Source organism: Natrinema salaciae (assembly GCF_900110865.1).
GTDB classification, from domain to species: Archaea; Halobacteriota; Halobacteria; order Halobacteriales; family Natrialbaceae; genus Natrinema; species Natrinema salaciae.
In genome coordinates this window covers 687,546-711,078 of sequence record NZ_FOFD01000002.1, presented here as the reverse complement: position 1 = coordinate 711,078, position 23,533 = coordinate 687,546, and the positions used below count along the sequence as shown (strand labels likewise).

Sequence of the window (23,533 nt, the reverse complement as noted above, 5' to 3'; positions counted from 1 at the left end):
GTCAGTCCGTCCGCGGAATGGACTGCGCGCCCAGCGCGAACGCGACGACGGCGAGCGCGGCGAGGATCCCGAGGTTCGCGATCGCGGGCTCGACGCCGGCGATCGCGGGCGTCTCCGCGCCCGAGTAGGTCGCGGCCCGCACGCCGCGTGCGAAGTAGGTCAGCGGCGAGAGGTTCACGAGCGGTTCGAACCAGCCCGGCAGTTGCGAGAGCGAGACGAACGTCTCCGAGAGGAAGAGCAGGGGCAGCCCGATCGCGTTGCTGGCGGCGACCGCGCCGTCCTGGGAATCGGTGTAGCTGCCGAGCATCGCGCCGACGCCGCAGAAGCAGACGACGCCGACGAGGACGTACGGCACCAGCAGCGCCGAGAACGCGATCTCGGCGCCCGTCAGCAGGACCACCAGCCCGAGGATGAGCAGGCTCGCCAGTCCGATGATCGCCGCGTTCACGACGGTCTGGGCCAGCAACCACTCCGCCCGAGTGAGGGGCGTCGTCGCGAGCTTCTCGAAGCGACTCCCTTCCCGGTGGCGCGCCACCTCGCTCCCCATCCGCGACAGCGGGGTGAAGAGAACGACGACGGCGAGATAGCCCGGCACGTAGTAGGCGGCCGGCTCCGTGAACAATCCCTCCCCCGTCGGATCCGTCCGAATCAGCGCCCCGAAGATGACGATCAGAATCACAGGGAAGAAGAACGTGAAAAAGACCGCCGTCCGCCGACGGACGAACGACCGCCAGCCGGCGCTCGTTTCCGCTCGCACGCGCCCCATCCGGCTCATGCGGTCTCACCCGCCCGCGCGAGGTCGGACTCGTCGGCTCCGCGCTCCAGGCGATCGGTTCGCTCGCGTTCCGCCACGTCGGCCAGCGTGAGATAGACGTCCTCGAGGTCGGGTTCGGCCCACGAGAGCCCCGTGTACCCGATGTCACGTGCCTCGAGATAGTCGACCACCGCGCCGATCGCGGCGGGGTCGATGTCCCGAACGACGACCGCATCGTCCACCGTTCGGCCGCGGCCGCGATCCGGGCGTTCGACGGCGTACTCGAGGTCGGCGAAGACGTCGGGATCGGCCGCCGTCTCGACCGTCAGGCGGCTCGAGCCGCCGTGGTCGCGGACGAGCGCCTCGGGAGTGCCCTGGGCGACGATGGTTCCGTCGGCGAGCAGCCCGACGCGGTCGGCGAGCCGTTCGGCTTCGGCCATGTCGTGGGTCGTGAGGACGACTGTCGTCCCGCCGTCGGCGAGGTCCTCGATCAGTCGCCAGACGGTGCGCCGTCCGGCGGGGTCGATGCCGGTCGTCGGCTCGTCGAGAAAGAGGAGATCGGGGTCGTTGACCAGCGCGGAGCCGACACAGACGCGCCGCTGCTGGCCGCCCGAGAGGTCCTCGTACCAGGTGTCGCCGGCGTCGACGAGGCCGACGTCTGCAAGGACGTCGTCGGGATCGCGCGCGTCGTCGTAGAGTCCGGCGTAGTACACCAGCAGTTCGCGGGCACTGAGTCGGGCCGGCGGCGAGAACTCCTGCGGGAGGACGCCGAGGCGACCGCGATCGACGGCCGACGGCGACTCGCCGAGGATCCGCGCCCTGCCCCCGTCGGGTTCGGTCGTTCCGGTCAACGCACGGACGAGCGTCGTCTTTCCCGCCCCGTTCGGACCGATCAGCGAGAAGACCTCGCCGGGCTCGACGGATACCGACGCCCCCGAGAGCGCCGTCGTCTCGCCGTAGCGTTTCTCGAGATCCGTCGCTTCGACTACGGCTTCCATACGGATCGGTTTCCGCGCATCGCGGGTAAGGGGTTCGATTCTCGCAGCCGGGCGGGCTCGCTTGCGTCGCGTGCTCACGACGCACCACGCCGTCTGCTCACGGTGCGAAGCACCGCTCGCGCGGGTTGCGAAGCCATCGATCTCGCACGATTCGCATCGCGATTCGGAGCGGACGAAGCGGGTGAGAATCGCGTTGCCTTCGCAGGCTCAACCGTTACCCGCCGGTTCGTGGTATCGAGGCGGGAATGACGGACCTCGGATACACCCTCTCGAGCGAGGAGCACGGCCCGAACGAACTCGTCGACATCGCTCGCCGCGCCGAAGACGCCGGCTTCGACTTTCTCTCGATTTCCGATCACTTCCACCCGTGGGTCTCGGCGCAGGGGGAGTCGCCGTTCGTCTGGTCGACGCTCGGCGGGATCGCGACGGTGACCGACGAGATCGAGGTCGGTATCGGCGTTACCTGTCCGACGATCCGGATCCATCCGGTCAACGTCGCCCACGCGGTCGCCACCGTCGACGAGATGGTCGGCGACCGGTTCACGTTCGGCGTCGGCACGGGCGAGAACCTGAACGAACACGTGACCGGGGAACGGTGGCCCGAGCACGACGTCCGCCTCGAGATGTTGGACGAGGCGATGGACGTGATGCGCTCCCTCTGGACGGGCGAGACGACGAGTCACCACGGCGAGTACTACACCGTCGAAAACGCGCGGCTCTACACCGTCCCCGACGAGCAGCCGACGACGATCGGGAGCGCGTTCGGCCCGCAGACGGCGCAGTGGGTCGCCGGGACCGCCGACGGACTCTGGTGTTCCGGGCCGAAAGCGAAGCCGGTCGAGGCCTACGAGGACGCCGGCGGCGAGGGGCCCAAATACACCCAACTCCACGGCTGCTACGCCGACAGCGAGGAGGAGGCGATCGAGACGATCCTCGAGCAGTGGCCCAACGGCTCGATTCCGGGCGAACTCGGGCAGGAGCTCCCGACGCCGGCCCACTTCGAGCAGGCCGCACAGCTGGTCGAGGAAGCGGACATCGCCGAGGCCGGGACGACGACGAGTCCGGACCCACAGGCCCACATCGACAGCATCGAGCGGGCGGTCGACGCCGGCTACGACCACGTCTATTTCCACCAGATCGGTCCGGAACAGGAGAAGGCGATCGAGTTCTACGAGGAAGACGTGCTGCCGTCGTTCGCGTGAGCCCGCGACGGTCTCGAACCGCCCGCCTTAGCACGCGAGCGTGACGAACTGGTTGATCGCCTCGTCGCTCCCCGCGACGATCAGCATGTCCTCCTCGCGGACGACGAACTCCGGGCCGAGGTCGGTCAGCAGGTCTCCGCCGCGTTCGACCGCGACGACGGTACACCCCGTCCGGGCTCGAAGATCCACGTCGCCGAGGCTCCGGCCGGCGATCTGGGGGGCGGTCGTTCGGACGAGTTCGAACTGGGTCTCGGGCGTGAGGATCTCTTCGTCCTCGATCAGGATGGAGCCGAGCATCCGGCCCGTCACCGTCGACAACGACAGGACGTACTCGGCTCCGGCCCGGTAGAACTTCGGAATGTTCTCGGTCTCGTTCGCTCGCGCGATGATTTCGACGCCGGGCGCGACCTGCTTGAGGACCAGCGTCGCGTAGATCGTCGTCGCGTCGTCGTCGAGGGTGAGAATGACCGCCCGGGAGTCGTCGACGTCGGCGGTCTCGAGCACCGCTTCGTCGGTGACGTCGCCGACGACGTCGACCCCCGGTTCGTCCGCGAGGTCGACGACGCAGGTCGAGACGCCCCCGGACGCCAGGGTCTCGACTGCAGTTCGTCCGACGACGCCGTAGCCGCCGACGACGACGCGGTCCGGGTTGTGCCGCAGCGCCGATACCGTCCGCGATTTCAGCTCCGTGAGGTCGTCGCGACGCCCCGCGACGAGCAGGATCGTGTTGCCGTCGATCACGTTTTCGGTGCCGGGAACGGGGACGAACTCGCCGTTGAACCACGCGCCGATGACGGTGATTCCCATCCGGTCCCGGATGCCCGATTCCGGGATCGTCTGCCCGACGAGGTCGCTGTGTTCCTGGACGAGCAGTTCGGTCACCGTGAGGTCTTCGCTGAGCTCGATCGTGTCCCGTAGCTCGGCCGAGACGGTCGTCGTCGCCTTCGTCGCGAGGCTCCGTCCGAGTACGTGCCGCGGCCGGACGATCTCGTCGGCCCCGGCGTAGCGGTGGTAGCTCGCGACCTCGTCGTCCTCGACGACGCTGACGATTTCGAGGTCGCTCGAGAGCTCGCGCGCTGTCAGGATCACCATCGCGTTCGTCTCGTCGTCGATGTCGGTGACGAGCGCACTGGCGTGCTCGGCGTTCGCCGCGCGCAGCGTCTCCTCCTGATCGAGTTCGCCGTAGATCGCGTTGGTCCCCTCCTTGTTGAGATCGACGACGAGTTCGGCGTCGTCGTCGAGGAAGACGTAGGGCACGTCCGCGGCCTCGAGTTCCTGTGCAAGCACGTCGGATCGCGGCGTGTACGAGCAGATGACGACGTGGTTGGTGAGGTCGGTCGACTCCGGGGGCCGATCCTCGAGGGCCTGCTGAAAGAGCGGGACGACGATCAGCGGCAGCGCGAGGAAGACGAGCAGGACGCCCGTGAGGTTCATCGCGACGACCATCAGGTTCATGGGGGTACTCTGCCAGTCGTCCGCGTCGCCGCCGAAGCCGGCCGTCGTCAGTATCTCGATGACGGCTTGGATCGCCTTCGCGTACGTCCTCGTCTCACCTTCGAACGTGGCCATTCCCTGCTGATAGAGCCACGCGTAGATGAGTACGAGGGCGAGAACGGCGACCAGCGAACGGACGATCCGCCGCCACCAGTGATTCATTATCCGTACGTGACTATCGAACGGTTTGTAGCTTCGGAACTTCGACCGAATAGACGGCTTCGAGAGCCTCACGGACTGACCACCGTCGGGCGATCGCCGCTTCCCGACTCGTTTTGACCCTCGACACTGAACCGGCTTCCATGGAGTACACGACGCTCGGTAATACGGGCACGGCAGTATCGAAGCTCTGTTTCGGCACCTGGCGCTTCGGAAAGGAGAGCGACGGGACCGTCGAGACCGACCGCGAGGAGGCCCACGACCTCCTCGACGCCTGCTGGGATCACGGCGTCAACTTCATCGACACCGCGAACGTCTACGGCGATCCCAACGGCACGAGCGAACGGTGGATCGGCGAGTGGCTCGCTGACCGGGGCCACCACCGCGAGGATCTCGTCCTCGCCTCGAAGGTCTACTTCCCGTTCAACGGCCGCGGCGAGCCCGGGCCGAACGACTCCGGACTCGGGCGCAAGCACATCCGGGCCCAGATCGAGGGCACCCTCGAGCGGCTGGGCACCGACTATCTCGACCTCTACTACATCCACCGCTGGGACGAGAACACGCCGATCCGGGAGACGATGCGGACGCTCACGGAACTCGTCCGCGAGGGAAAAGTCCACTACCTGGGTGCCTCGAGCATGGCCGCCTGGAAGCTCACCAAGGCACTGTGGACCAGCGACGTCGAGGGGCTCGAGCGGTTCGACGTCACTCAGCCGATGTTCAACGCCGCCGACACGGACGACGTGAGCGACTACCTCGACGTCTGTGCGGACCAGGAGATTGCCGTCTGCCCGTACTCGCCGTTGGCCGGCGGCTTCCTCACCGGGAAGTACGAGCGAGCGGACGACGGCACCGTCGTCGGGCCCGACGGCGCTCGCGGCAGCCTCACCGACGTGTTCGCGGACCGCTACACCAGCGAGACCGCCTGGGAGGTGCTCGAGGCCGTCGAGTCCGTCGCCGATCAGGTCGACGCCACGCCGGCACAGGTCTCGCTGCGCTGGCTGATGGAGCACGAGCGGGTCACCTGCGTGCCGATCGTCGGCGCGCGAACGCCCGCTCAGCTCGAGGAGAACGTCGGCGCGGTCGACCTCGAGCTTTCCGCCGAGCAGTTCGAGCGGATCGACGCGGCTCGCGGCGCGGGCGACGGCGGCTATCGCTGAGCCGGTCGCTCGTCGCTGGAGCGACGTTCCCAGTCAGTCGGATTTGTCTCTCTGCTTATTGCTGTTGGGCCCGAAGCGAACGTGATGACACAAGAGAGGGGCGTGTCCCGACGGCGGATGCTCGAGCTAACAGGTGCCGCGGCGTCGATCGCGTTCATCGCCGGCTGCAGTGGCGACGGTAACGGTGGGGACGGCGGGAACGGCGGTGGCGATGGCGGTATCGAGATCGAGCCCGACACACAGATCGAGTTCGACGGGCAGACGGCCGGCTGGCTCGGTATCGCGCCCGACGCGATCGCTGACGAGGAGAACCCGACGCTCATCCTCCAGGAGGGAGCAACCTACGAGATGGGCTGGACGACCGGCGACGGCGCCGAACACAACATCGCGATCTACGACGAAAACGACGAGGTCGTCGACGATCTCGTGACCGAGCGGGTCACCGAACCCGAAGACCAGTGGCTCGAGTTCGAGGCCAGCAGCGAGATGGTCACCTACATCTGCGAGGTCCACCCGAACACGATGGTCGCCGATATTCAAGTCGAATAGCGGCAGTGGCGACGACGCGGGCGATTGACAGTCTCCTCCGCCTGAAGGCGGAGGAATCCCGACTGCGGTTGGGATAGTACAACGGTCGTGCAGGGAGACACCGGGCTGTGCCAACCGGCTGGTATTTTTCTCCACCCACCGCTGGGTACTGAGAACGATTTCGCACGCGGATGCAGGTCGTCTCCCTGTCTCCGACGGGACCCGATTCACCCGTCCTTCCCACGTTACTGTCGACCGCCGGCCGTCGGCTCGAGTCCGATCCGGTACGCCGTCAGGTTCTCGTAGCCGTCTTCGGTGACGGCCACGAGGTCCTCGATGCGGACGCCGCCAACCGCGGGGTCGTAGATGCCGGGTTCGATCGAGATCACGTGGCCGGCCTGGAGTTCGCCGCCGGCGGGCGAGACGCTCGGCTCCTCGTGGATGTCGAGGCCGACGCCGTGACCGGTGCTGTGGATGAATCCCGTCTCGGCGTTCGGATCGCTCCGGAGCGTCTCGTAGCCCGCGTCTTCGATCACGTCGCAGGCCGCGTCGTGAACGTCGGCTCCCGTCACGCCCGCCGCGACCGTCTCGAGGGCGGCTTCGTAGGCCTCCCGCGTGACGTCGTAGCGCCGCCGGGCCTCGTCGCCGGGCTCCCCGCGAGCGAACGTCCGGGTCATGTCCGCGAAGTAGCCCGTCTCCTTGTCCCGGGGGAAGATGTCGATCACGATCAACTCGTCGGGCTCGAGCGGGCCGCTGCCGCGGTCGTGCGGGTCAGCGCCGTCGGCTCCGCAGGCGACGATGGTCTCGTCGAGCGCACAGCCGTGGCGGAGCAAGGTAACCTCGATCTCCTCTGTGACGTCCTCGCTGGTGAGCGGCTCGCCGTCGCGGACGAGGACTCCGTCCTCGACGTCCGCGGTTGCGATCAACTCCTCCGCTCTGGCCATCGCGGCCTCGTTGGCCCGCTGGCTCGCCCGAATCTGGTCGATCTCCCAGTCCGTTTTCGTCGCGCGGATGTCCGTCACGATCCCGTCGGGTTCGACCGTCACCGCGAGGCCGTGCTCGCGGAGCCCGTCTGCGGTCCCTGTCGGGAAGTTCCGCGGAACGGCGACCGACGCGACGTCGTGGTCCTCGAGGAAGGCCGCGAGCATGCGGATCGTTCCCTCGTACTGGCCGTGGTCCGCCACCAGTCGCTGGTAGTCGTACGCGGCTCGTCGGGTGACGGAATCCGCGGTGGCCTCGGAACTGGCGCGACCGTACTCGAGGCCCGAGACGAGCAGGTGGACGCCGTCCCGGGTCACCAGCGTCTGGTAGGGGTCGGGCGCGGTGAAGCCGGAGACGTATCGCTGGTCCGAATCCGCGGCGTCGTCATCGATCAGATAGCCGTCTACGTTCTCGACCGAGAGATACTCGCGAAGCGGGGAGAGGTCCACGTCGACGTTCATAGACGGACGTGTGATATCGGCGTACATAATCCCGGGGATTCGGTCCGTTCCGGCTCGATTCGAACCCACAAACTTATCAATGGGTATGAATATCTCCCGCGTATGCATCGTCGCCGGGTTCTGGCAACGGGGGCCGCAGTCGCACTCGCTGGCTGCGTGAGCTACACGGACGACACCCCCTCGAGCGAAGCACTCATCCAGGACGCGATCGAGAGACGGCAGCACATGACCGACCTCGAAGCGCAGCGAACCATGCGAGTCGAAACCACCGATGACGCGTTCGAGCGTGTCGCAGAGATCGCTCGAGAGCCGCCGGCCAAACAGCGTATCGAGGTCGTCGAGTCGACCGATCCGGACGTCCCAGCCGGCTCGGTCATCGTGACGAACCGGACGACGACCTGGGAGTACAACCCCGCGACGGAGGTTGCAGACAGGAAGTATCATCCGAACAAGGTCGACAGCGACGGAACGAAACGCGAGCTCGAGAAACTGCAGTCGGCGTCTCGGCTCGGCTACGAGGGAACGGAGGCCGTCGACGGTCGCAGGGCCCACGTCATCGAGACGCGACCGCCGGTCGAGGACGTCGATCGATCGCTCGATCTCGTCGTCGGGGACACGGAGTTCGTCATTCCGCTGGAGGCGAGCGACGACCGCGAGGCGCTGTCGGTGACTCGAACCGTCTGGATCGACGACGAGTATCGGTATCCGATCAAGGAGCGAAACGCGATCATCGAGGACGGGGAGACGCGCTACGAGGTGACCGTCACGTACGCAGACCTCTCGATCGACGAGGGGCTCGCCGAGGACACGTTTACCTACCTGCCGCCGGCGGACGCGACCGTCGTCACCGATGGCCCCCAGCCCGACGGCATCTTCGACTCCCGATCGGCCGCCGAGGAGAACCTCCCGTACGAACTGCCGGCACCGGACGTGGCGGACGCGTACGTACTGGATCGGATCACCGTCGTCGAGCGGGGCGACCGGTACGGGGGGACGACCACGACACTGTGGTACAACGATCCGAACGTGATCGCACGCGAACTCTACGTGGCCGTCCGGGAGTCCCAGCGGTTTAGCTCGACGTCACCGGATCTCGAGCAAATCGATCTCGACGGACGAACCGCGTACCGTCGGGACGAAGGGGTCCAGACCATCTTCTGGAACTGTGCGGACCTGTCCTACGAGGTCTCGAGCCTGAGAGAAGACACGCCGCTCTTCGAGATCGCCTCGTCGATCGATTGTCGCTGACGGCTTCCCAACCGGACGGACATTGCTGTCCTGATAGACAGCCACGGGTCTCTCTGCGAGTCACTCGGCGTTTCAGCCGACGGCGAGTGACGAGCGACGGTTCCGGGTGTCGAGACCGGTAAACCGAGGCCTCCGTCCGTTCGACCGCGATCGCACTGCCGACACGCTGTCGTGGCCACTGAAACGATTGGCACGCTCATCGCGACGTCGCCGTTCGAGTCGGAGTGTAGTGATTCTCAGTGGCTACGATAGTGGGGACGGCACCAACCGAATATAATTACTTTTGGCAATCGAGCATCAAAATCACCATTGCTAACATTCATTGTCTATCCCGTAGTCGTAGAAACTGCAATGTCGTCGAAGAATACTCGACGCGAAGTCGTAAAGAAAGGTATCGCTGCGACAGCTGCCATCGGCGCGCTCGGCAGTGTCGGTTCCGCTGCCGCCGCCTCGAGCGGAGATATCTATATCAGCGTGCCCGGTGCGGATCAGGGCGACTACCAGGTCCAGATCGATTTCGAAGATCAGGACGACGTCACGATCAATACTGAGAGCGGAGAGTTCGAATGGTCTAACTGGAACTTCGAGGGCGAAACCATCGAACTGCAAGGCGTCGTCAGCCACGATGCGGACATTCACCTGACGTACGAGAACACTAGCGCGTCGGTCAACGAGAGTTATACGGACGACGCCGTCGATGTGAGCATCTTCTGACGGCCACCGCAAAGCCAAACACCATCCTCGTTCCTAACGAGGACCACCGATCGCCGCAGAGCCGTCGATTCCATCGTCTTTTATCGCTCGATTCGGTACCGATCTCGATCGGTTCCGCGAGTCGGAACTGGCTCCAGCAAACGTCGGCAACCGGTACCGTCATAGGCGGACCGTGCGACACGTCGAGCATGAACGTCACGATCACGCCCTCGAGCGTCGCGGGGACGGCGCGAGCACCGCCATCGAAGAGTTACACGCATCGGGCGATCCTCGCGGCCGGCTACGCCGACGAGGCGACCGTTCGCGACGCGCTCTGGAGCGCGGATACGCAGGCGACCGCGCGAGCGGTCGAACTGTTCGGCGGCGACGTCGACCGAGCCGAGGACGGTACCCTCGAGATCGACGGGTTCGACGGCCGGCCCGACGTTCCGGCGGACGTCATCGACTGCGGGAACAGCGGGACGACGATGCGCCTCGTCACCGCAGCGGCAGCGCTGGCCGACGGCACTGTGGTGCTGACCGGGGACGAGTCGCTGCGGTCGCGGCCGCAGGGCCCGCTGCTCGAGGCCCTGTCCGATCTCGAGGCCGAGGCGTACAGCACTCGCGGAAACGGGCAGGCCCCGCTGGTCGTCACCGGTCCCCTCGCTGGCGGCGAGGTGGCCATTCCGGGCGACGTCTCCTCGCAGTACATCACCGCCCTGCTGATGGCCGGTGCGGTCACCGACGAGGGGATCGCGATCGACCTCGAGACGGATCTCAAGTCCGCCCCGTACGTCGACATCACGCTCGAGGTCCTCGCGGATTTCGGCGTCGAGGCCCGGAAGACGGAGGGCGGGTTCGCCGTCGACGGGGGACAGTCCTACGCGCCCGCGGATGGCGAGTACGCGGTTCCGGGCGACTTCTCCTCGATCTCCTACCCGCTGGCGGCCGGTGCGATCGCCGGCGACGAGGGCGATGGCGTCCGGATCGAAGGCGCACACCCGAGCGCGCAGGGCGACAGCGCCATCGTCGACATCGTCGAGCGGATGGGTGCCGCGGTCGACTGGGATCGAGAGGCGGGCACGATCGACGTCTCGAAGTCGCCGCTCGAAGGCGTCGAGGTCGACGTGGCGGACACGCCGGATCTCCTCCCGACGATCGCGACCCTCGGCGCGGTCGCGGACGGCGACACGCGGATCACGAACGCCGAACACGTCCGGTACAAGGAGACCGACCGCGTGAGCGCGATGGCCGAGGAACTGGGAAAGATGGGGGTCGAAACGACCGAAGAACGCGACTCGCTGACGATCCACGGCAGCCAATCGACGCTCGAGGGGGCGACCGTTCGGGGCCGGGCCGATCACCGAATCATCATGGCGCTCGCGCTCGCGGGGCTGGTCGCCGACGGCGAGACCACCATCGAGGGTGCCGACCACGTCGATGTCTCGTTCCCGGGCTTCTTCGGCCTGCTCGAGGAGCTGGGCGTCTCGCTCGAGCGCGACGACGAGCAATAGCGACGGTGCGCCGGCGGCAGCGGGGCTACTCTCACGGGACGCCGCCCGGGCCGGCACTGGCTCACTCCGGTATCTCGAAGGTACCGAGCGGGATGCCCTCGTCCGTGGTCGAATTGTCCCAGACGATCACGAGGGGGTCGTCCGGGTTTGCATCCGCCACTGCGACGGTGAGCTGATCGCCTGGCGTGACTTCGCCGGAGAACTGTTCGTCGGTGCGATTGCCTCCGAACCCGATCCACGTCGACTCTCCCTGGAGCGTATCACCGCTCTCGTGAGTGATCGTGACTTGGCGGGCCGTGTCGTCGTACGCGAACGAGAACTCGACGGTCGGAACCGCGGGCGGGTCGCGGTCGATGACGTTCGGGTGCAGGAACCCGCCCACCTCGGGACCCGCGTCGTCGCTATCGGCCTCCTCGACGGTCATGTTCGAGACGTGAACGGCGCGAGGATCCTCGGAATCGGCCGGCGTCGGGCCGAAATCGACGGTCGCTCGATACACGCCGTCGTGATGTTCGGTGAACCCCGCGTCGTGTTCCTCGATCTCCCGGTCATCGACGACGCCCATGAACCTCCCGAGGTGAATCCGATGATTCTCCCTGGCCTCGTCGTAGGTCTCGTCGGCGTAGGCGTTGATTTGCCAGTTCTCGGCGTCGGCGTCGTACACCGGTGCCAAAAAGAGTGTGGCCTCGTCGTCAGTCGTGTCGAGGACCGGGTCGATGTCGAACGACTCCGGCGTCTCGTCGCCCTGAAGGTGCCCGTACGTCCACTCGATTCTGATCGGCGAAATGTACAGAATCGCCCCCATCGCGGCATCAGCCTCGAGGACCTGTACCTGGCCGTCGCTGATCGCACCGATGTCGACCTCGTAGCGACCGTCGCCCAGTCGTTCGAGATCCGCCGGGGTGTCGTCGTCGGGCGGTTCGCCGTCCTGCTCATCGGCAGGTTCGGCGCTCATACAGCCCGCCACACCGGCCGCACCAGCGGCGAGTGTCGTGCGCAAGAGTCTACGTCGGCGAATCATACGAGTTCTGTATTAATTGCATCAATGTATATGGGTATCGAAATATTGTGCCAGAACCGGCGACGGATCACTCGGGGATCTGGAATCGATCGAGAACGATGTAGTACTCTCGATCCGCCCCTCGCCAGGCGATCGCGAGGTACTCGCCGGGGTCAGCGTTCGGAACCTCGACGGTGAGTTCGTCGTCAGCGGCGATCTCGCCGGAGAACTGGGCCTCGGTGAGGCCGCCTTCGAACCCGACCTGGACGTGTTCGCCCTGGAACGCGGGCCCGTCCTCGTGGACGATCGTAATCGTCTTCCCGTTCTGATCGTACTCGAACGAGAAATCGACGACCGGGGCCGGGTCATCCTCGTCCGCCTCGTTGTAGTCCGGACTCGTCGGTCCGACCCGGGTGGGACCCACAGCGACACCGAGTATCGGGTCCGTTTCCTCGAGCGCCGTCTCGTCCCACGTGCTGTTCGCGAGGACCACGCTTTGCAACTCGTTGGAGTGTTTGTCCGCTGGCGGCGTCTCGCCGTACTCGACGATCGCGCGGTAGATACCGTCGTGGTGCTCGGTAAACGTCGCATCCAGGTCACTGACCGCCCGTTCTTCGGACGGTTCCGCGTGAAATTGTCCGATCCAGAACTGGTGAGTGTCCCTGGCTTCGTAGTACGTCTCGTCGGCGTAGGCGTTGATTTGCCAGCCCTCGGCGTCGGCGTCGTACACCGGGGCCAAAAAGAGGCCCCCGACGTCGTCGGTCGTGTCGATGACTGGATCGACGGCTAACTCGGGAGTCGACTCGGACGGACGGTCGAACTCGAAAGCGCGTTCGTACGCCCAGATGACTTCGGGATCGCCGTCGTACGTGACCTGAGAGTCGCCGATCGACGCCGATCGGTCGCTGACGGCGTCGATGTCGATCCGGTAGACGCCGTCGGACGTGAGCTCTAGATCCGGTGGAACGTTCTCGTCGCTCGAGTTCGCCGACTGATCGTCGCTGTTTTCGTCGGAGGGATCGTCGCCCACACAACCCGCAGTCGCGGTCGCTCCGGCGGCGAGTGTCGTGAGCAGAATCTGGCGGCGGTGGACCATACCGTCTAGTTGTCAATTCACCTAATAAGTTCTGTGATACAACACGTGTCGGAAATGGCTCAGGGTCCGGCTCTCGAGCGGTCCGACGGGGTATCGGCCGTCTCGATCGCTCGGGAGTGACGCCTACAGTTGTTCGGTGGGTCCGCTCGTCGCTTTCCGGAGAGGGTAGCTATTTATGTCCACGAAAAATGATGGTATACAATGTCAGCCAATACGCCAGTAATCGTTAGCGCTGTTAGAACCGCACAGGGAAGAGAGGACGGTGCGCTCGCAGATATCCGAAGCGAGGACCTCTCGATTCCGCTGGTCGACGAGATGCTCGCCGAGACGGGCGTCGAGGGCGAGGCCGTCGACGACCTGATGTGGGGCTGTGCACAGCAGCGCTCGGAGCAGCGAACGAACATCGCGCGACAGATCGCGCTCTTCTCGGAGCTGGGCGAGTCGGTTCCCGCGACGACCATCGACCGTCAGTGTGCCTCCTCCGCCCAAGCGATCATCAGCGCCGCGGACTCGATCGCCGCGGGCCGCCACGACGCGGTCATCGCCGGCGGCGTCGAGAGCATGAGCCGCGTCAAGATGGGGGGCGGCGACGCCGGCGACATGTACCCCAAGCTCGACGAGAAATACGGAATGCGGAACCTCCAGATGGGGATGACCGCCGAGAAGGTCGCCGAGGAGTACGACATCAGCCGGGAGGAGCAAGACGAGTACGGCGCGCGGAGTCAACAGCGCGCGGTCGAAGCCACCGAAGCGGGCCGGTTCGACGACGAGATCGTGCCCCTGGAAACCGAGGACGGCGTCCACGACGAGGACGAGGGACTCCGCCCCGGCACGACCACCGAAAAGCTCGCCGAACTGCCCACCGTGTTCAAGGAGGACGGCACGGTCACGCCCGGTAACGCCTCGCAGATCGCCGACGGCGCGGCCGGCGTCATGCTCACCAGTCGTGACTTCGCCGACGAGAACGACCTCGAGGTCCTCGCGGAAGTCGGCACCAGCTACGTCGCCGGCGTCGACCCGACGATCATGGGCGTCGGCCCGGTCCCCGCGACCGAGGGGCTCCTCGAGCGCGCGGACCGCGAGATCGACGACTACGGCCTCGTCGAGATCAACGAGGCGTTCGCCAGCCAGACGCTGTACTCCCAGCGCGAACTCGGCATTCCGGACGACCAGCTGAACGTCAACGGCGGCGCGATCGCCATCGGTCACCCGCTGGGCTGTTCCGGCGCGCGACTGCCGGTGACGCTCGTCCACGAGATGAATCGCCGGGGCGTCGATCGCGGCATCGCGACCGAGTGTGTCGGCTTCGGACAAGGTGCGGCGATCGAGTTCGAACGTCCCTGAGAGGCCCGTCCGAGGCCTTTTCGTCCAGGTTTTGCGAGCGAGGAGCGACGCGCGGTTCGGAGCGAACGAAGTCAGCGGGAATCGCGGCGATGCGAACGGGGAGCCGGGCAAACCGTGAGCAGGCCGCGACGAGCGAGACGAACGGTGGTCGAAGGGCGGGTCGGTTTGCGTCGCGTGCGGGAGGGCGGGACGACGGTTCGGGTACCGGAAAACGTGATTACGACGACAGGACCGGAACGAGAGTCCCCTTAGCCGAGGATGTACTCGAGGCGGGGGTAGCGCTCGAGGAGGGGTTCGCCGCCGAGGTCGTAGCTCTCGATGCGGGCGTCGAGGCCGAGGATCCGGCCGGCACCGAAGGCGGCGACGGCGAGGAAGACGAGCATGTACGCGAAGTCCCCGTTGATGACGCCGTGGGCGACGTCCCAGTTCCCGAAGTAGAACATGAGCATCATGAGCGCGCCGAAGAACGCCGCGAGCCGGACGAGCGCGCCGACGAGCAGCCCGAGGCCGATCAGGAGCTCGCCCCACGGGACGGCGACGTTCGCGAACTCGACGAACCACGGCGTCGAGCCCATCCAGGCGAAGAGGTCAGCGAGCGGGTTGCCGTTGGTCGCCGCGACGGCGGTCAGGTAGCCGCCGGCGCTGAACGGTTCGGCTGCGACGAGCTTCGTGAACCCGGAGTAGGCGAACGCCCAGCCCATCATGAGCCGGAGCGAGAGGACGAACCAGGCCGAGAGGCTGTGGGCGCGGCCGCCGACCGTGTAGCCGCCGATGGTGCTTTCGAACGTGTTGCGCGTGTCTGGGACGAGAGTGGGTGCAGTCATGGTAGCGGAAGAAAACTTCCTCCTTCCTAGAAAGACGGGATAGTATATAATCTTATTTTGATATGCAGTATCATGGATATTCGTAAGTTATGCAGATTCAACGCATCAGTTCGTGGCGTGCCGTATCGCCGCCGTCGCCCGAAATGGCCGTACCAGCGGCCGTCCCTCCCGCTCGGTCGTCCTGACGCTCGAGCGCGGCCAGCCGACCGCCGAGCCCTCGCCGGCGCGTCCCGTCGTCTCGTTCCGGGTGTGGGTCGTCGGGCCCCCCGTGACGCTTCGATAGCCGTCGGCTCGATACCCCGATATCACTTTTCGGTCGCGCCCGTGGGTCGACGCATGCGCACGGACCTCGAGTCTCGTCTCAGAACGCGGCTGTCCGAGGACGGGTACCTCTTCCCCGATTACGCGGAGTACTGTTTCGCCAACGTCCCGGGGACGGTCCTGTCGGTGCTCGACGCCGACGTTCCGTCGCTCCCGTCCCCTCGTCGCTGCCTCCCCGACGACGTCCTCGAGGCCGTCGGCCGGGAGTACGACCGCGTTCTCGTCGTGCTGCTCGACGGCTTCGGACTCGCGTTCTGGAAGCGCCACGACCACCCGCTGCTCGAGCGACTCGAGGCCGACGGAACGGTTTCGCCGCTGACGACGACCTATCCGTCCGAGACCGCGGCGGCGCTGACCACGTTCCACACCGGCCGGCTGCCCGCGTCCCACGGTGTGCTGGGGTGGGACGTCTACGATCCGGCGGCCGACGCCTCCTACGAGGCTTTCACCGGCGACGTCAAAGCGGGTGACGAGTCGGTCGATCGCGACCTGCAGGCGGTCTTCGACGGCGAGCCCATCTATCCCGTACTCGCGGCGGCGGGAATCGACTGCCGCCACGTCGTTCCGTTCCCGGAGACGTACGACGGTGCGGCCGTCCACACCTACGGCGGGAACGGCGCTGCTCCGCCGGAGTATCCCCTCGAGGGGTTCGAATCGGCGTTGCGTGACGCGTTCGTCACCGCCGACGATCCGTCGTATCTGTACGCCTACCTCCCGCAGATCGACGCCGCCGCACACGCCGCCGGCACCGAGAGCGACGAGTACCGGGCGACCGTCGCGGACGTCCTCGAGACGGTCGACCGCTCGCTCTCGACCCTCGCGGCCGCCGACGAGGCAGGTGCGGGCGACACACTCGTCCTCGTGACTGCCGATCACGGCCACGTCGACACCGACGCCGATCGGGCCGTCGACCTCGAGTCGTTCGAGGCGGTAACGGCGAACCTGCAGCGCCACGCGAACGGGGACCCGGTCCGGTACGCCGGCAGCCCGCGCAACGCGCACCTGCACCTGCGAGACGGCGACGACATCCGCGAGAGGGTCCGCTCGGAGCTCGCCGCCGCTCTCGACGCCCGCGTGTTCACCGCCGACGAGGTCCGGGAGCGCCGCCTCTTCGGAGACTGCGACGAGAGCGACACCTTCCGTCGCCGACTCGGCGATCTCGTCGTCTCCCACCGCGAGCAGGCGGTCTGGTACGGCAGCGACCCCGCGAAGCTCGAGCTGATCGGGATGCACGGCGGGCTCCACCCCGACGAGATGCTCGTTCCCCTCGGGGCGGCTACGCTCGAGTCGCTGTGAGTCGATCGCTGCGCGGTCGCCGCGGAACCGATCGTGCTCGTTCCGATCGGCCGGGAGGGCGGTTCGGTACGCCGCGGGGTACTCGCCGTGTCCGCCCGGCAGCGGGTCGCTCGAGTCGGTCGGTCGCTATCCTAAACTGACGTCGAGGTAGAGCATCACGATCACGCCAGCCATCAGCCCGAGCGTCGCGATCCGCTCGTATCCGCGGATGTGGGTTTCGGGAATGATTTCGTCGGAGATGACGAAGAGCATCGCCCCCGCAGCGAACCCCATCGCGTAGGGGAGAACCGGTTCCACGACACTCACCGCGAGCGCACCCAGCACCGCGAGCGGAATTTCGACGAGCCCCGAACGCACGCCGGCGAAGACCGCGTAGAAGCGTCGGTCCAGCCCGGCGTTGATCGCGGCCACCGAGACGGCGAGTCCTTCGGGAACGTTCTGGATGCCGATAGCGAGCATGAGCGGGATCGCGTTCTCGACGTTGCCGGAGCCGAAGCCGACGCCCACGGCCAGTCCCTCGGGCATGTTGTGGAGCGTGATCGCCAGGACGAACAGGACGACGGGCGCTACCCGATCGTTATCGAGCGGAAGGGACGTACGCGGATTCGCCTCGTCCGCTCGTTCGCTACCAGTCAGCAGATAGTGCGCGTGTGGAACGAGTCCGTCGGCTCGGTCGAGAAAGACCGCCCCGAGCGCGACGCCCACGAGCGTCGGAATCGGATTCCCGCCGGAATACTGCTCGATTCCCGGGATGATGAGGCTCGTGAAGGCCGCGGCGAGCATCACGCCGGCCGCGAATCCGAGCGCGCCGTCGAGTGCGCGCTCCGATGGATTCCGCCAGACGAGCACCAGCGACGCTCCGAACAGGTTCAACATCGCGATAACGACTCCGCCGAGGAGCCCCTGAACCACCGGGTCTTCGCCGGCGACTCGAACGAATAGTTCGACTATCGAGACCATCCGTTCATCCCTCGAGTCGTCGAGACGGGGCCGCGTCGTTTCCCACCGGATTCATTTCGATACCGTACACTGACGGCGATCAAATAAACTATCGACGAAGTGCGACCACCGATCGGTACCTCCCCGCCGAAATCGACGCGTTTCTCGAAATCTCGGCTGTCAATAGTAGTAGAAGATGGCGACCGTGACGACGATGCCGCCGAGAACGCTCAGGGAAACGGCGACTCCGAGCCCGACGGCGCGATCGATCCGCAGGAGCGCGACGACGAGGAGCAGGAAGACGGCCTGGAGAATCGCGATCCCGATACCGAACCGCAGCCACTTCGTCTGCGGCGCGTCGCTCGAGGCCCCTCCGTCAGGTCCGCCCATAGGCGCTGAACGGTCGCGGACGGTACTCAATGCTACGGCGAAGTGATCACTCGCGTGTGGGACGGACGGCCGCAGTTCGTGCGCGAATCCTGCACCGCTAAGTGGCCTCGCCTCCGAAGACGTGGTAATGAACGGCAACCGCTTCGGTCGCCTCTTTCAGGTGACCACGTTCGGCGAGAGCCACGGGGAGGCGATGGGCTGTACCGTCTCGGGCTGTCCCGCCGGCCTCGAACTCTCTGCAGAGGACATTCAGGAGGATCTCGACCGGCGAAAGCCGGGCCAGTCGATGATCACGACCAGCCGCGGCGAACCCGACGCCGTCTCGATCAAGTCGGGGATCCAGGACGGCTACACCACGGGGACGCCGATCGGGCTCGTCATCCAGAACAAGGACGCTCGCTCGGGCAAGTACGAGCCGTTCATCACCGCGCCACGGCCCTCGCACGGCGACTTCACGTACTCGGCCAAATTCGGCACGCGAAACTGGGGCGGCGGCGGTCGCTCCTCGGCCCGCGAGACGGTCAACTGGGTCGCGGCCGGCGCGATCGCGAAGCAGTTGCTCGAGCGCGAAGGGATCGAACTCAAGGCCCACGTCAACCAGATCGGCGACATCGAGGCCCCCGAGGTGAGCTTCGAAGAGATCACGGCGCACTCCGAGGAGAACGACGTCCGCTGTGCCCACCCCGAGACGGCCGAGCGGATGCAAGAGCGGATCGCGGAGTACCAGGAGGCGGGCGACTCCATCGGCGGGAGCATCTACTTCGAAGCTCAGGGCGTCCCGGTCGGCCTCGGCGCACCCCGATTCGACTCCCTCTCTGCGCGCCTCGGCCAGGCCATGATGGCGGTGCCGGCGACGACCGCCTTCGAGTTCGGTCTCGGCCGCGAGGCCCGCGAGTGGACGGGCAAGGAACGCAACGACGACTGGGAGTTCGACGACGAGGGCAATCCGACGCCGGTCGAGAACGACCACGGGGGCATTCAGGGCGGTATCAGCTCCGGCGAGCCGATCTACGGCGAGGTCACGCTGCACGCACCGACCTCGATCCCCAAGTCCCAGCAGACGGCCGACTGGGAGACCGGCGAACTCAAAGAGGAGCAAGTCATCGGCCGCCACGATCCCGTGCTCCCGCCGCGGGGCGTCCCCGTCGTCGAGGCCATGCTCGCCCTGACGCTGGTCGACTTCATGCTGCTGTCGGGCCGGATCAACCCCGACCGCGTCGACGATCGGCCCGGCGAGTACGACACCCACTACCATCCGAGCAATCCCCGCAACGAGTGACCCGTTGCGGAGCCAGTTGATCGTTCTGTAAGCGTAACAACTAACTCGGCCACCGTGGTCGTCGGCGTATGCGAGATTTTCACGTCCACTCGAACTACTCGGACGGCGATTTCCTCGGATCGATGGTCCGGGCGGCGGAGGCAGCCGGCCTCGAGGGCGTGGGCGTCGCCGATCACTGTAACGTGGCGAGCCGCGAGAGTCCCGAGGCGATGCGAGGGCTCTACGGGTTCAACCTCGACCTCACGTACGAGCGCCGACGGCAGGGGATCGAACGGGTTCGAGAGTCCGCCGAAATCGCGGTCTACGACGCGGTCGAGCTGGATTACGATCCGCGCGACGAGGACGCGATCGACGCGTTCCTCGCGGAGGCGGCGTTCGATTACGCGATCGGGAGCGTCCACGAGGTCGGTGGAGACAACGTCCAGATCGCGTCGCATTTCGCGGACCTGACCGAGGCCGAGCGCGACGCGGTCGTCGACGACTACTTCGACCAACTCGTCGCGCTCGTCGAGTCCGAGCTGTTCGAGATCGCGGCGCACGCGGACCTCGTCGAGCGCACACCGCCGCTGCGCGGTCGAGCGACCGAGGACCACTACCGGCGCGTCGCGCAGGCGTTCGCCGATTCGCGGACGATCCCCGAGATCAACGCCGGTCGGGCCCTGACCGAGGCCGACATCGTTCACCCCTCTGAGCAGTTCCTGACCGTCCTCCGCGAGCACGACGTCTCCGTCACCGTCGGCACCGACTCGCACCGTCCCGACGAGATCCCCGATCGGGCCGACTTCCTCGAGGGCTTCGTCGACGAGACCGGCCTCGAGCCGGTCGTTCCCGACGGGCTCGAGCGGTAATCGCGGCGCTCGATTGCGATCCGCCCGACCCATGGGACGGACCGCGACCCCGGGTCAGCGTCGCTCCCAGGAAAGGTCCAACGGCAGATCCGCTCGAAGCAGTTGCGAGACGTGACATCCCCGCTCGGCGAGGTCGACGATCCGCGCGACGGTCTCGTCGTCCTCGTCGGTGGCGAGTCGAATCGTCGCCGCGATCCGTTCGACCGGGCCGTGTTCCGGCCTCGCGTTTGCGTCGACCCGAATCGCGTCGACCGACGCGTCGCGTTTGTTCGCCTGGTATCGGGTACTCAACGAGAGACACGACGCGAGTCCGCCGAGGAAGACGTCGACCGGAGTCGGGCCGGTCTCGGTGCCGCCGTTCGATTCCGGTTCGTCGAACGACCACTCGAACGGGCCGGCCTCGATACGGCCTCGGCGTCCGCTGGAGGTTACGGCCGTGACGGCGCGGCCGGGCATCCCTGCGCGTTCGCCGCCGTCGGTCAGCCCGCGTTCGATCCGGCTTTCGAACCCGATGTCGGCCGCGGCCTCCGCTTCGAGGGCGGTGATATCGCAGTCCGCCGGCGCGACGATCCCGATCGGCGTTCCGGGCGGAGCGGCGTCGTCGACCGCCAGATACGTCCGCCGGAGGACGCCGTCTTCGCCGGCCTCGACCGCTGCGACGCGCCGTTCCGACGCGACAGCCGCGAGTCGGTCGCCCTCGGCAACGGACCCGCCCTCGTCGACGGCCCACTCGAGGAGCGTTCCGCGTTCCGTCTCGCGGTCGAACGTCGGCATTCGAACGATGGAGGCCATGCGACAGAGCACCGTCCCGCGAGTGGAAAAGGTGTCGCTCGTCGAAACCGCCGTTCCGCGTCGGCGGAGCCGCACCGTCGAACGACGCGAGACGACAGCCGTGGCGGTCCGCGCTCGGCGAACCGGTACCGCTGAACGAATGTGGACAATTATGAACTCGTTTCTCTCGAAAAGTAATGATCATTCATACATTTTATTCGATGGATGTCCATTCTTCACGAAAGATCCTTGGTAATCTATAGCAAAGTCTTTAGGTCACGTGGGGCAAATTCCGAGTACGGTTGGCCTACCGGCCACTGATCCACTATGAGCAGCGACGAACTTATCTGGCGAATCGCGGGCGGTTCCGGCGACGGGATCGACTCGACGAGCCAGAATTTCGCCAAGGCGCTGATGCGCTCGGGGCTCGACGTATTCACCCACCGCCACTATCCGTCGCGGATCCGGGGTGGCCACACCTACGTCGAGATCCGGGCCGCGGACCACGAGGTACAGTCACGTGGTGACGGCTACAACTTCCTGCTCGCGCTGGGCGACTCCTTCGCCCGCAACCCTCAGGAAGAGGCCTACTACGGCAACGAAGAGATCAAACCCCTCTCGGAGAACCTCGACGACCTCCGCGAGGGCGGGATCATCGTCTACGACGAGGGACTCATCGGCGAGGACGACGTCGAGGCACTCGATCTCGAGGCCCGCGCCGAGGAGAACGACTGGCACGTCTTCCCCATGGACCTCCGCGGGCTCGCCCGAGAACACGGCCGCGAGGTCATGCGCAACACCGCCGGCGTCGGCGTAACGGCGGCGCTGCTCGACATGGACCTCGAGCACATCGAGGACCTGATGTCCGACGCCATGGGCGGCGACGTGCTCGAGGCGAACCTCGAGATCCTCCACGAGGCGTACGACACCGTCAACGAGGAGTACGAGTTCGAACACGAGCTACGAGCCCCCGAGGGCACCCACGAGACCGAGCAGGCGCTGCTGTCGGGTTCGAACGCGATCGCCTACGGCGCGATCGACGCCGGCTGCCGATTCATCGCCGGCTACCCGATGACGCCGTGGACCGACGTGTTCACCATCCTCAGCCAGAACTTCCCCGACATGGGCGGCGTCTCCGAACAGGTCGAAGACGAGATCGCCGCCGCGGCGCTCGCGCTCGGCGCGAGCCACGCGGGCGCGAAGGCGATGTCCGGTTCATCCGGCGGCGGGTTCGCACTCATGAGCGAACCGCTCGGGCTGGCGGAGATGACCGAGACGCCGCTCGTCCTCGTCGAGTCGATGCGGGCCGGCCCCTCGACCGGGATGCCGACGAAACCCGAACAGGGCGACCTCGAGTTCGTCCTCTACACGAGCCAGGGCGACTCCTCGCGGGTCGTCTTCGCTCCGGGCAACATCGAGGAGGCCTACGAACAGACCCGACTCGCGTTCGAGATCGCCTGGGACTACCAGATTCCGTCGATCATCATCTACGACCAGAAGCTCTCCGGCGAGAACAAGAACGTCGACGTCGAGTTCTTCGACCGCGAGCCGGAACCCGATCTGGGAGCGACGCTGACCGAGGACGAGCTCGCGGAAGCGGCCCACGACGCGAGCGGCAAGTTCAAGCGGTTCAACTACGCGGACGCCAAGAACAACGTCGCCCCGCGGTCGCTACCCGGCCAGAAGGGTGGTCGCTACCTCGCGACCGGGAACGAGCACTCGCCCGTCGGCCACATCAGCGAGGACCCCGACAACCGCGTCGCACAGATGACGCGGCGCATCGAGAAGCTCGAGTCCATCCGCGAGGAACTCGACGAGGAACACGAGTCGAACCAGACCACCTTCGGCGACGAGACGGCCGAGTACGGGATCATCACCTGGGGCTCGAGTCAGGGCGCCGTCGAGGAGGCCGTCGAACGGCTCAACGAGAGCGGCCACGCGGTGAAGGGACTCGGCGTCTCCGACATGATGCCGTTCCCCGAGGCCGAGGTAACCGAGTTCCTGGAGAGCGTCGACGAGGCGATGGTCGTCGAGATGAACGCCACCGCACAGTTCCGCGGCCTGATCCAGAAGGAACTGGGCCGCTTCGGCGAGAAGATGACCAGCCTGCTGAAGTACAACGGCAACCCCTTCGAGCCCGCCGAGATCGTCGAGGGCTACGAGGTCAACCTCGCCGACGAGGACCGCCAGCCGACTGCACAGGTGCGAATCGAACCCGCTGCAGGTGACTGAC

General features: G+C 66.3%; 21 protein-coding genes. 11 read left to right on the top strand and 10 right to left on the bottom strand.

The features are described from left to right. Window position 1: 1 nt before the first annotated feature. Window positions 2–775: an ABC transporter permease gene (locus tag BMX07_RS08755; RefSeq protein ID WP_090616879.1), complete on the bottom strand. Its 774-nt coding sequence runs from the start codon at window positions 773–775 to the stop codon at window positions 2–4. Next, on the bottom strand, window positions 772–1,752 hold the full coding sequence (locus BMX07_RS08750) for an ABC transporter ATP-binding protein (RefSeq protein WP_090616876.1): 981 nt from the start codon (window positions 1,750–1,752) through the stop codon (window positions 772–774). The genes BMX07_RS08755 and BMX07_RS08750 overlap by 4 nt, the downstream gene beginning before the upstream one ends. A gap of 245 nt (window positions 1,753–1,997) precedes the next feature. Here BMX07_RS08750 and BMX07_RS08745 point away from each other — a divergent pair, with 245 nt between their 5' ends. Next, window positions 1,998–2,954, top strand: coding sequence for a TIGR03557 family F420-dependent LLM class oxidoreductase (locus BMX07_RS08745; RefSeq protein WP_090616874.1), 957 nt, complete (start codon window positions 1,998–2,000; stop codon window positions 2,952–2,954). Window positions 2,955–2,981: 27 nt separating this feature from the next. Here BMX07_RS08745 and BMX07_RS08740 read toward each other — a convergent pair whose 3' ends face one another. After that, entirely contained in the window at window positions 2,982–4,610 is a 1,629-nt protein-coding gene (locus BMX07_RS08740) for a potassium channel family protein (protein WP_090616871.1), read from the bottom strand. A gap of 140 nt (window positions 4,611–4,750) precedes the next feature. Here BMX07_RS08740 and BMX07_RS08735 point away from each other — a divergent pair, with 140 nt between their 5' ends. After that, window positions 4,751–5,767, top strand: a complete 1,017-nt coding sequence (locus BMX07_RS08735) for an aldo/keto reductase (RefSeq protein ID WP_090616869.1) — start codon at window positions 4,751–4,753, stop codon at window positions 5,765–5,767. A gap of 117 nt (window positions 5,768–5,884) precedes the next feature. Then, window positions 5,885–6,316 carry a cupredoxin domain-containing protein gene (locus tag BMX07_RS08730; RefSeq protein WP_090616866.1) on the top strand — a complete coding sequence of 144 codons (432 nt, stop codon included), beginning with the start codon at window positions 5,885–5,887 and terminating at the stop codon, window positions 6,314–6,316. Between the two features lie 224 nt (window positions 6,317–6,540). Here the strand turns inward: BMX07_RS08730 and BMX07_RS08725 are convergent, their stop codons facing one another. Further along, entirely contained in the window at window positions 6,541–7,737 is a 1,197-nt protein-coding gene (locus BMX07_RS08725; RefSeq protein ID WP_090616864.1) for a M24 family metallopeptidase, read from the bottom strand. Between the two features lie 102 nt (window positions 7,738–7,839). Here BMX07_RS08725 and BMX07_RS08720 point away from each other — a divergent pair, with 102 nt between their 5' ends. The 3 genes from BMX07_RS08720 to aroA all read left to right on the top strand — a co-directional run bounded on the left by BMX07_RS08720 (window position 7,840) and on the right by aroA (window position 11,192). After that, entirely contained in the window at window positions 7,840–8,985 is a 1,146-nt protein-coding gene (locus BMX07_RS08720; protein WP_090616861.1) for a LolA family protein, read from the top strand. Between the two features lie 351 nt (window positions 8,986–9,336). Next, on the top strand, window positions 9,337–9,699 hold the full coding sequence (locus BMX07_RS08715; protein WP_090616859.1) for a hypothetical protein: 363 nt from the start codon (window positions 9,337–9,339) through the stop codon (window positions 9,697–9,699). A 188-nt stretch (window positions 9,700–9,887) separates the two neighbouring features. Continuing rightward, window positions 9,888–11,192: a 3-phosphoshikimate 1-carboxyvinyltransferase gene (gene aroA, locus BMX07_RS08710; RefSeq protein ID WP_090616856.1), complete on the top strand. Its 1,305-nt coding sequence runs from the start codon at window positions 9,888–9,890 to the stop codon at window positions 11,190–11,192. A 61-nt stretch (window positions 11,193–11,253) separates the two neighbouring features. On the opposite strand, the gene BMX07_RS08705 is transcribed toward aroA, so the two are convergent. Further along, window positions 11,254–12,147, bottom strand: a complete 894-nt coding sequence (locus BMX07_RS08705) for a hypothetical protein (RefSeq protein WP_090616854.1) — start codon at window positions 12,145–12,147, stop codon at window positions 11,254–11,256. 133 nt (window positions 12,148–12,280) lie between these two features. Beyond that, complete coding sequence (locus BMX07_RS08700) at window positions 12,281–13,288, bottom strand: hypothetical protein (protein ID WP_090616851.1); 1,008 nt, start codon at window positions 13,286–13,288, stop codon at window positions 12,281–12,283. Between the two features lie 201 nt (window positions 13,289–13,489). On the opposite strand from BMX07_RS08700, the gene BMX07_RS08695 reads away from it, so the two are divergent. Beyond that, entirely contained in the window at window positions 13,490–14,632 is a 1,143-nt protein-coding gene (locus tag BMX07_RS08695; protein WP_090616848.1) for a thiolase family protein, read from the top strand. 248 nt (window positions 14,633–14,880) lie between these two features. Here the strand turns inward: BMX07_RS08695 and BMX07_RS08690 are convergent, their stop codons facing one another. Continuing rightward, on the bottom strand, window positions 14,881–15,456 hold the full coding sequence (locus tag BMX07_RS08690) for a DoxX family membrane protein (RefSeq protein WP_090616846.1): 576 nt from the start codon (window positions 15,454–15,456) through the stop codon (window positions 14,881–14,883). A 336-nt stretch (window positions 15,457–15,792) separates the two neighbouring features. Here BMX07_RS08690 and BMX07_RS08680 point away from each other — a divergent pair, with 336 nt between their 5' ends. Then, complete coding sequence (locus BMX07_RS08680; RefSeq protein WP_090616841.1) at window positions 15,793–17,073, top strand: alkaline phosphatase family protein; 1,281 nt, start codon at window positions 15,793–15,795, stop codon at window positions 17,071–17,073. 126 nt (window positions 17,074–17,199) lie between these two features. Here BMX07_RS08680 and BMX07_RS08675 read toward each other — a convergent pair whose 3' ends face one another. Next, the gene (locus tag BMX07_RS08675) at window positions 17,200–18,033 is read right to left on the bottom strand and encodes a ZIP family metal transporter (protein WP_090616839.1); all 834 of its coding nucleotides are present in this window, start codon (window positions 18,031–18,033) and stop codon (window positions 17,200–17,202) included. A gap of 159 nt (window positions 18,034–18,192) precedes the next feature. Further along, window positions 18,193–18,402: a hypothetical protein gene (locus BMX07_RS08670; RefSeq protein ID WP_090616837.1), complete on the bottom strand. Its 210-nt coding sequence runs from the start codon at window positions 18,400–18,402 to the stop codon at window positions 18,193–18,195. A 127-nt stretch (window positions 18,403–18,529) separates the two neighbouring features. Between BMX07_RS08670 and aroC the strand changes: the two genes are divergently transcribed. Continuing rightward, window positions 18,530–19,681 (top strand): chorismate synthase, encoded by a 1,152-nt coding sequence (gene aroC / locus BMX07_RS08665; RefSeq protein WP_090616835.1) that lies wholly within the window; start codon window positions 18,530–18,532, stop codon window positions 19,679–19,681. A 68-nt stretch (window positions 19,682–19,749) separates the two neighbouring features. Further along, entirely contained in the window at window positions 19,750–20,529 is a 780-nt protein-coding gene (locus BMX07_RS08660) for a PHP domain-containing protein (protein WP_090616833.1), read from the top strand. Between the two features lie 54 nt (window positions 20,530–20,583). Here BMX07_RS08660 and BMX07_RS08655 read toward each other — a convergent pair whose 3' ends face one another. Beyond that, window positions 20,584–21,321: an OsmC family protein gene (locus BMX07_RS08655; RefSeq protein ID WP_090617224.1), complete on the bottom strand. Its 738-nt coding sequence runs from the start codon at window positions 21,319–21,321 to the stop codon at window positions 20,584–20,586. Window positions 21,322–21,627: 306 nt separating this feature from the next. Here BMX07_RS08655 and BMX07_RS08650 point away from each other — a divergent pair, with 306 nt between their 5' ends. Next, window positions 21,628–23,532, top strand: coding sequence for a 2-oxoacid:acceptor oxidoreductase subunit alpha (locus tag BMX07_RS08650; protein ID WP_090616831.1), 1,905 nt, complete (start codon window positions 21,628–21,630; stop codon window positions 23,530–23,532). Window position 23,533: the final 1 nt, after the last annotated feature.

What these genes read in the sequence shown, in the direction of transcription:
- aroA (WP_090616856.1), top strand. Translation starts at nt 9,888, where the DNA reads ATGAACGTCACGATCACGCCCTCGAGCGTCGCGGGGACGGCGCGAGCA.
- BMX07_RS08675 (WP_090616839.1), bottom strand. Translation starts at nt 18,033, where the DNA reads ATGGTCTCGATAGTCGAACTATTCGTTCGAGTCGCCGGCGAAGACCCG.
- BMX07_RS08655 (WP_090617224.1), bottom strand. Translation starts at nt 21,321, where the DNA reads ATGGCCTCCATCGTTCGAATGCCGACGTTCGACCGCGAGACGGAACGC.
- BMX07_RS08720 (WP_090616861.1), top strand. Translation starts at nt 7,840, where the DNA reads ATGCATCGTCGCCGGGTTCTGGCAACGGGGGCCGCAGTCGCACTCGCT.
- BMX07_RS08750 (WP_090616876.1), bottom strand. Translation starts at nt 1,752, where the DNA reads ATGGAAGCCGTAGTCGAAGCGACGGATCTCGAGAAACGCTACGGCGAG.
- BMX07_RS08670 (WP_090616837.1), bottom strand. Translation starts at nt 18,402, where the DNA reads ATGGGCGGACCTGACGGAGGGGCCTCGAGCGACGCGCCGCAGACGAAG.
- BMX07_RS08660 (WP_090616833.1), top strand. Translation starts at nt 19,750, where the DNA reads ATGCGAGATTTTCACGTCCACTCGAACTACTCGGACGGCGATTTCCTC.
- BMX07_RS08725 (WP_090616864.1), bottom strand. Translation starts at nt 7,737, where the DNA reads ATGAACGTCGACGTGGACCTCTCCCCGCTTCGCGAGTATCTCTCGGTC.
- BMX07_RS08735 (WP_090616869.1), top strand. Translation starts at nt 4,751, where the DNA reads ATGGAGTACACGACGCTCGGTAATACGGGCACGGCAGTATCGAAGCTC.
- BMX07_RS08680 (WP_090616841.1), top strand. Translation starts at nt 15,793, where the DNA reads ATGCGCACGGACCTCGAGTCTCGTCTCAGAACGCGGCTGTCCGAGGAC.
- BMX07_RS08715 (WP_090616859.1), top strand. Translation starts at nt 9,337, where the DNA reads ATGTCGTCGAAGAATACTCGACGCGAAGTCGTAAAGAAAGGTATCGCT.
- BMX07_RS08695 (WP_090616848.1), top strand. Translation starts at nt 13,490, where the DNA reads ATGTCAGCCAATACGCCAGTAATCGTTAGCGCTGTTAGAACCGCACAG.
- BMX07_RS08700 (WP_090616851.1), bottom strand. Translation starts at nt 13,288, where the DNA reads ATGGTCCACCGCCGCCAGATTCTGCTCACGACACTCGCCGCCGGAGCG.
- BMX07_RS08650 (WP_090616831.1), top strand. Translation starts at nt 21,628, where the DNA reads ATGAGCAGCGACGAACTTATCTGGCGAATCGCGGGCGGTTCCGGCGAC.
- BMX07_RS08730 (WP_090616866.1), top strand. Translation starts at nt 5,885, where the DNA reads ATGCTCGAGCTAACAGGTGCCGCGGCGTCGATCGCGTTCATCGCCGGC.
- BMX07_RS08745 (WP_090616874.1), top strand. Translation starts at nt 1,998, where the DNA reads ATGACGGACCTCGGATACACCCTCTCGAGCGAGGAGCACGGCCCGAAC.
- BMX07_RS08705 (WP_090616854.1), bottom strand. Translation starts at nt 12,147, where the DNA reads ATGAGCGCCGAACCTGCCGATGAGCAGGACGGCGAACCGCCCGACGAC.
- BMX07_RS08740 (WP_090616871.1), bottom strand. Translation starts at nt 4,610, where the DNA reads ATGAATCACTGGTGGCGGCGGATCGTCCGTTCGCTGGTCGCCGTTCTC.
- aroC (WP_090616835.1), top strand. Translation starts at nt 18,530, where the DNA reads ATGAACGGCAACCGCTTCGGTCGCCTCTTTCAGGTGACCACGTTCGGC.
- BMX07_RS08690 (WP_090616846.1), bottom strand. Translation starts at nt 15,456, where the DNA reads ATGACTGCACCCACTCTCGTCCCAGACACGCGCAACACGTTCGAAAGC.
- BMX07_RS08755 (WP_090616879.1), bottom strand. Translation starts at nt 775, where the DNA reads ATGAGCCGGATGGGGCGCGTGCGAGCGGAAACGAGCGCCGGCTGGCGG.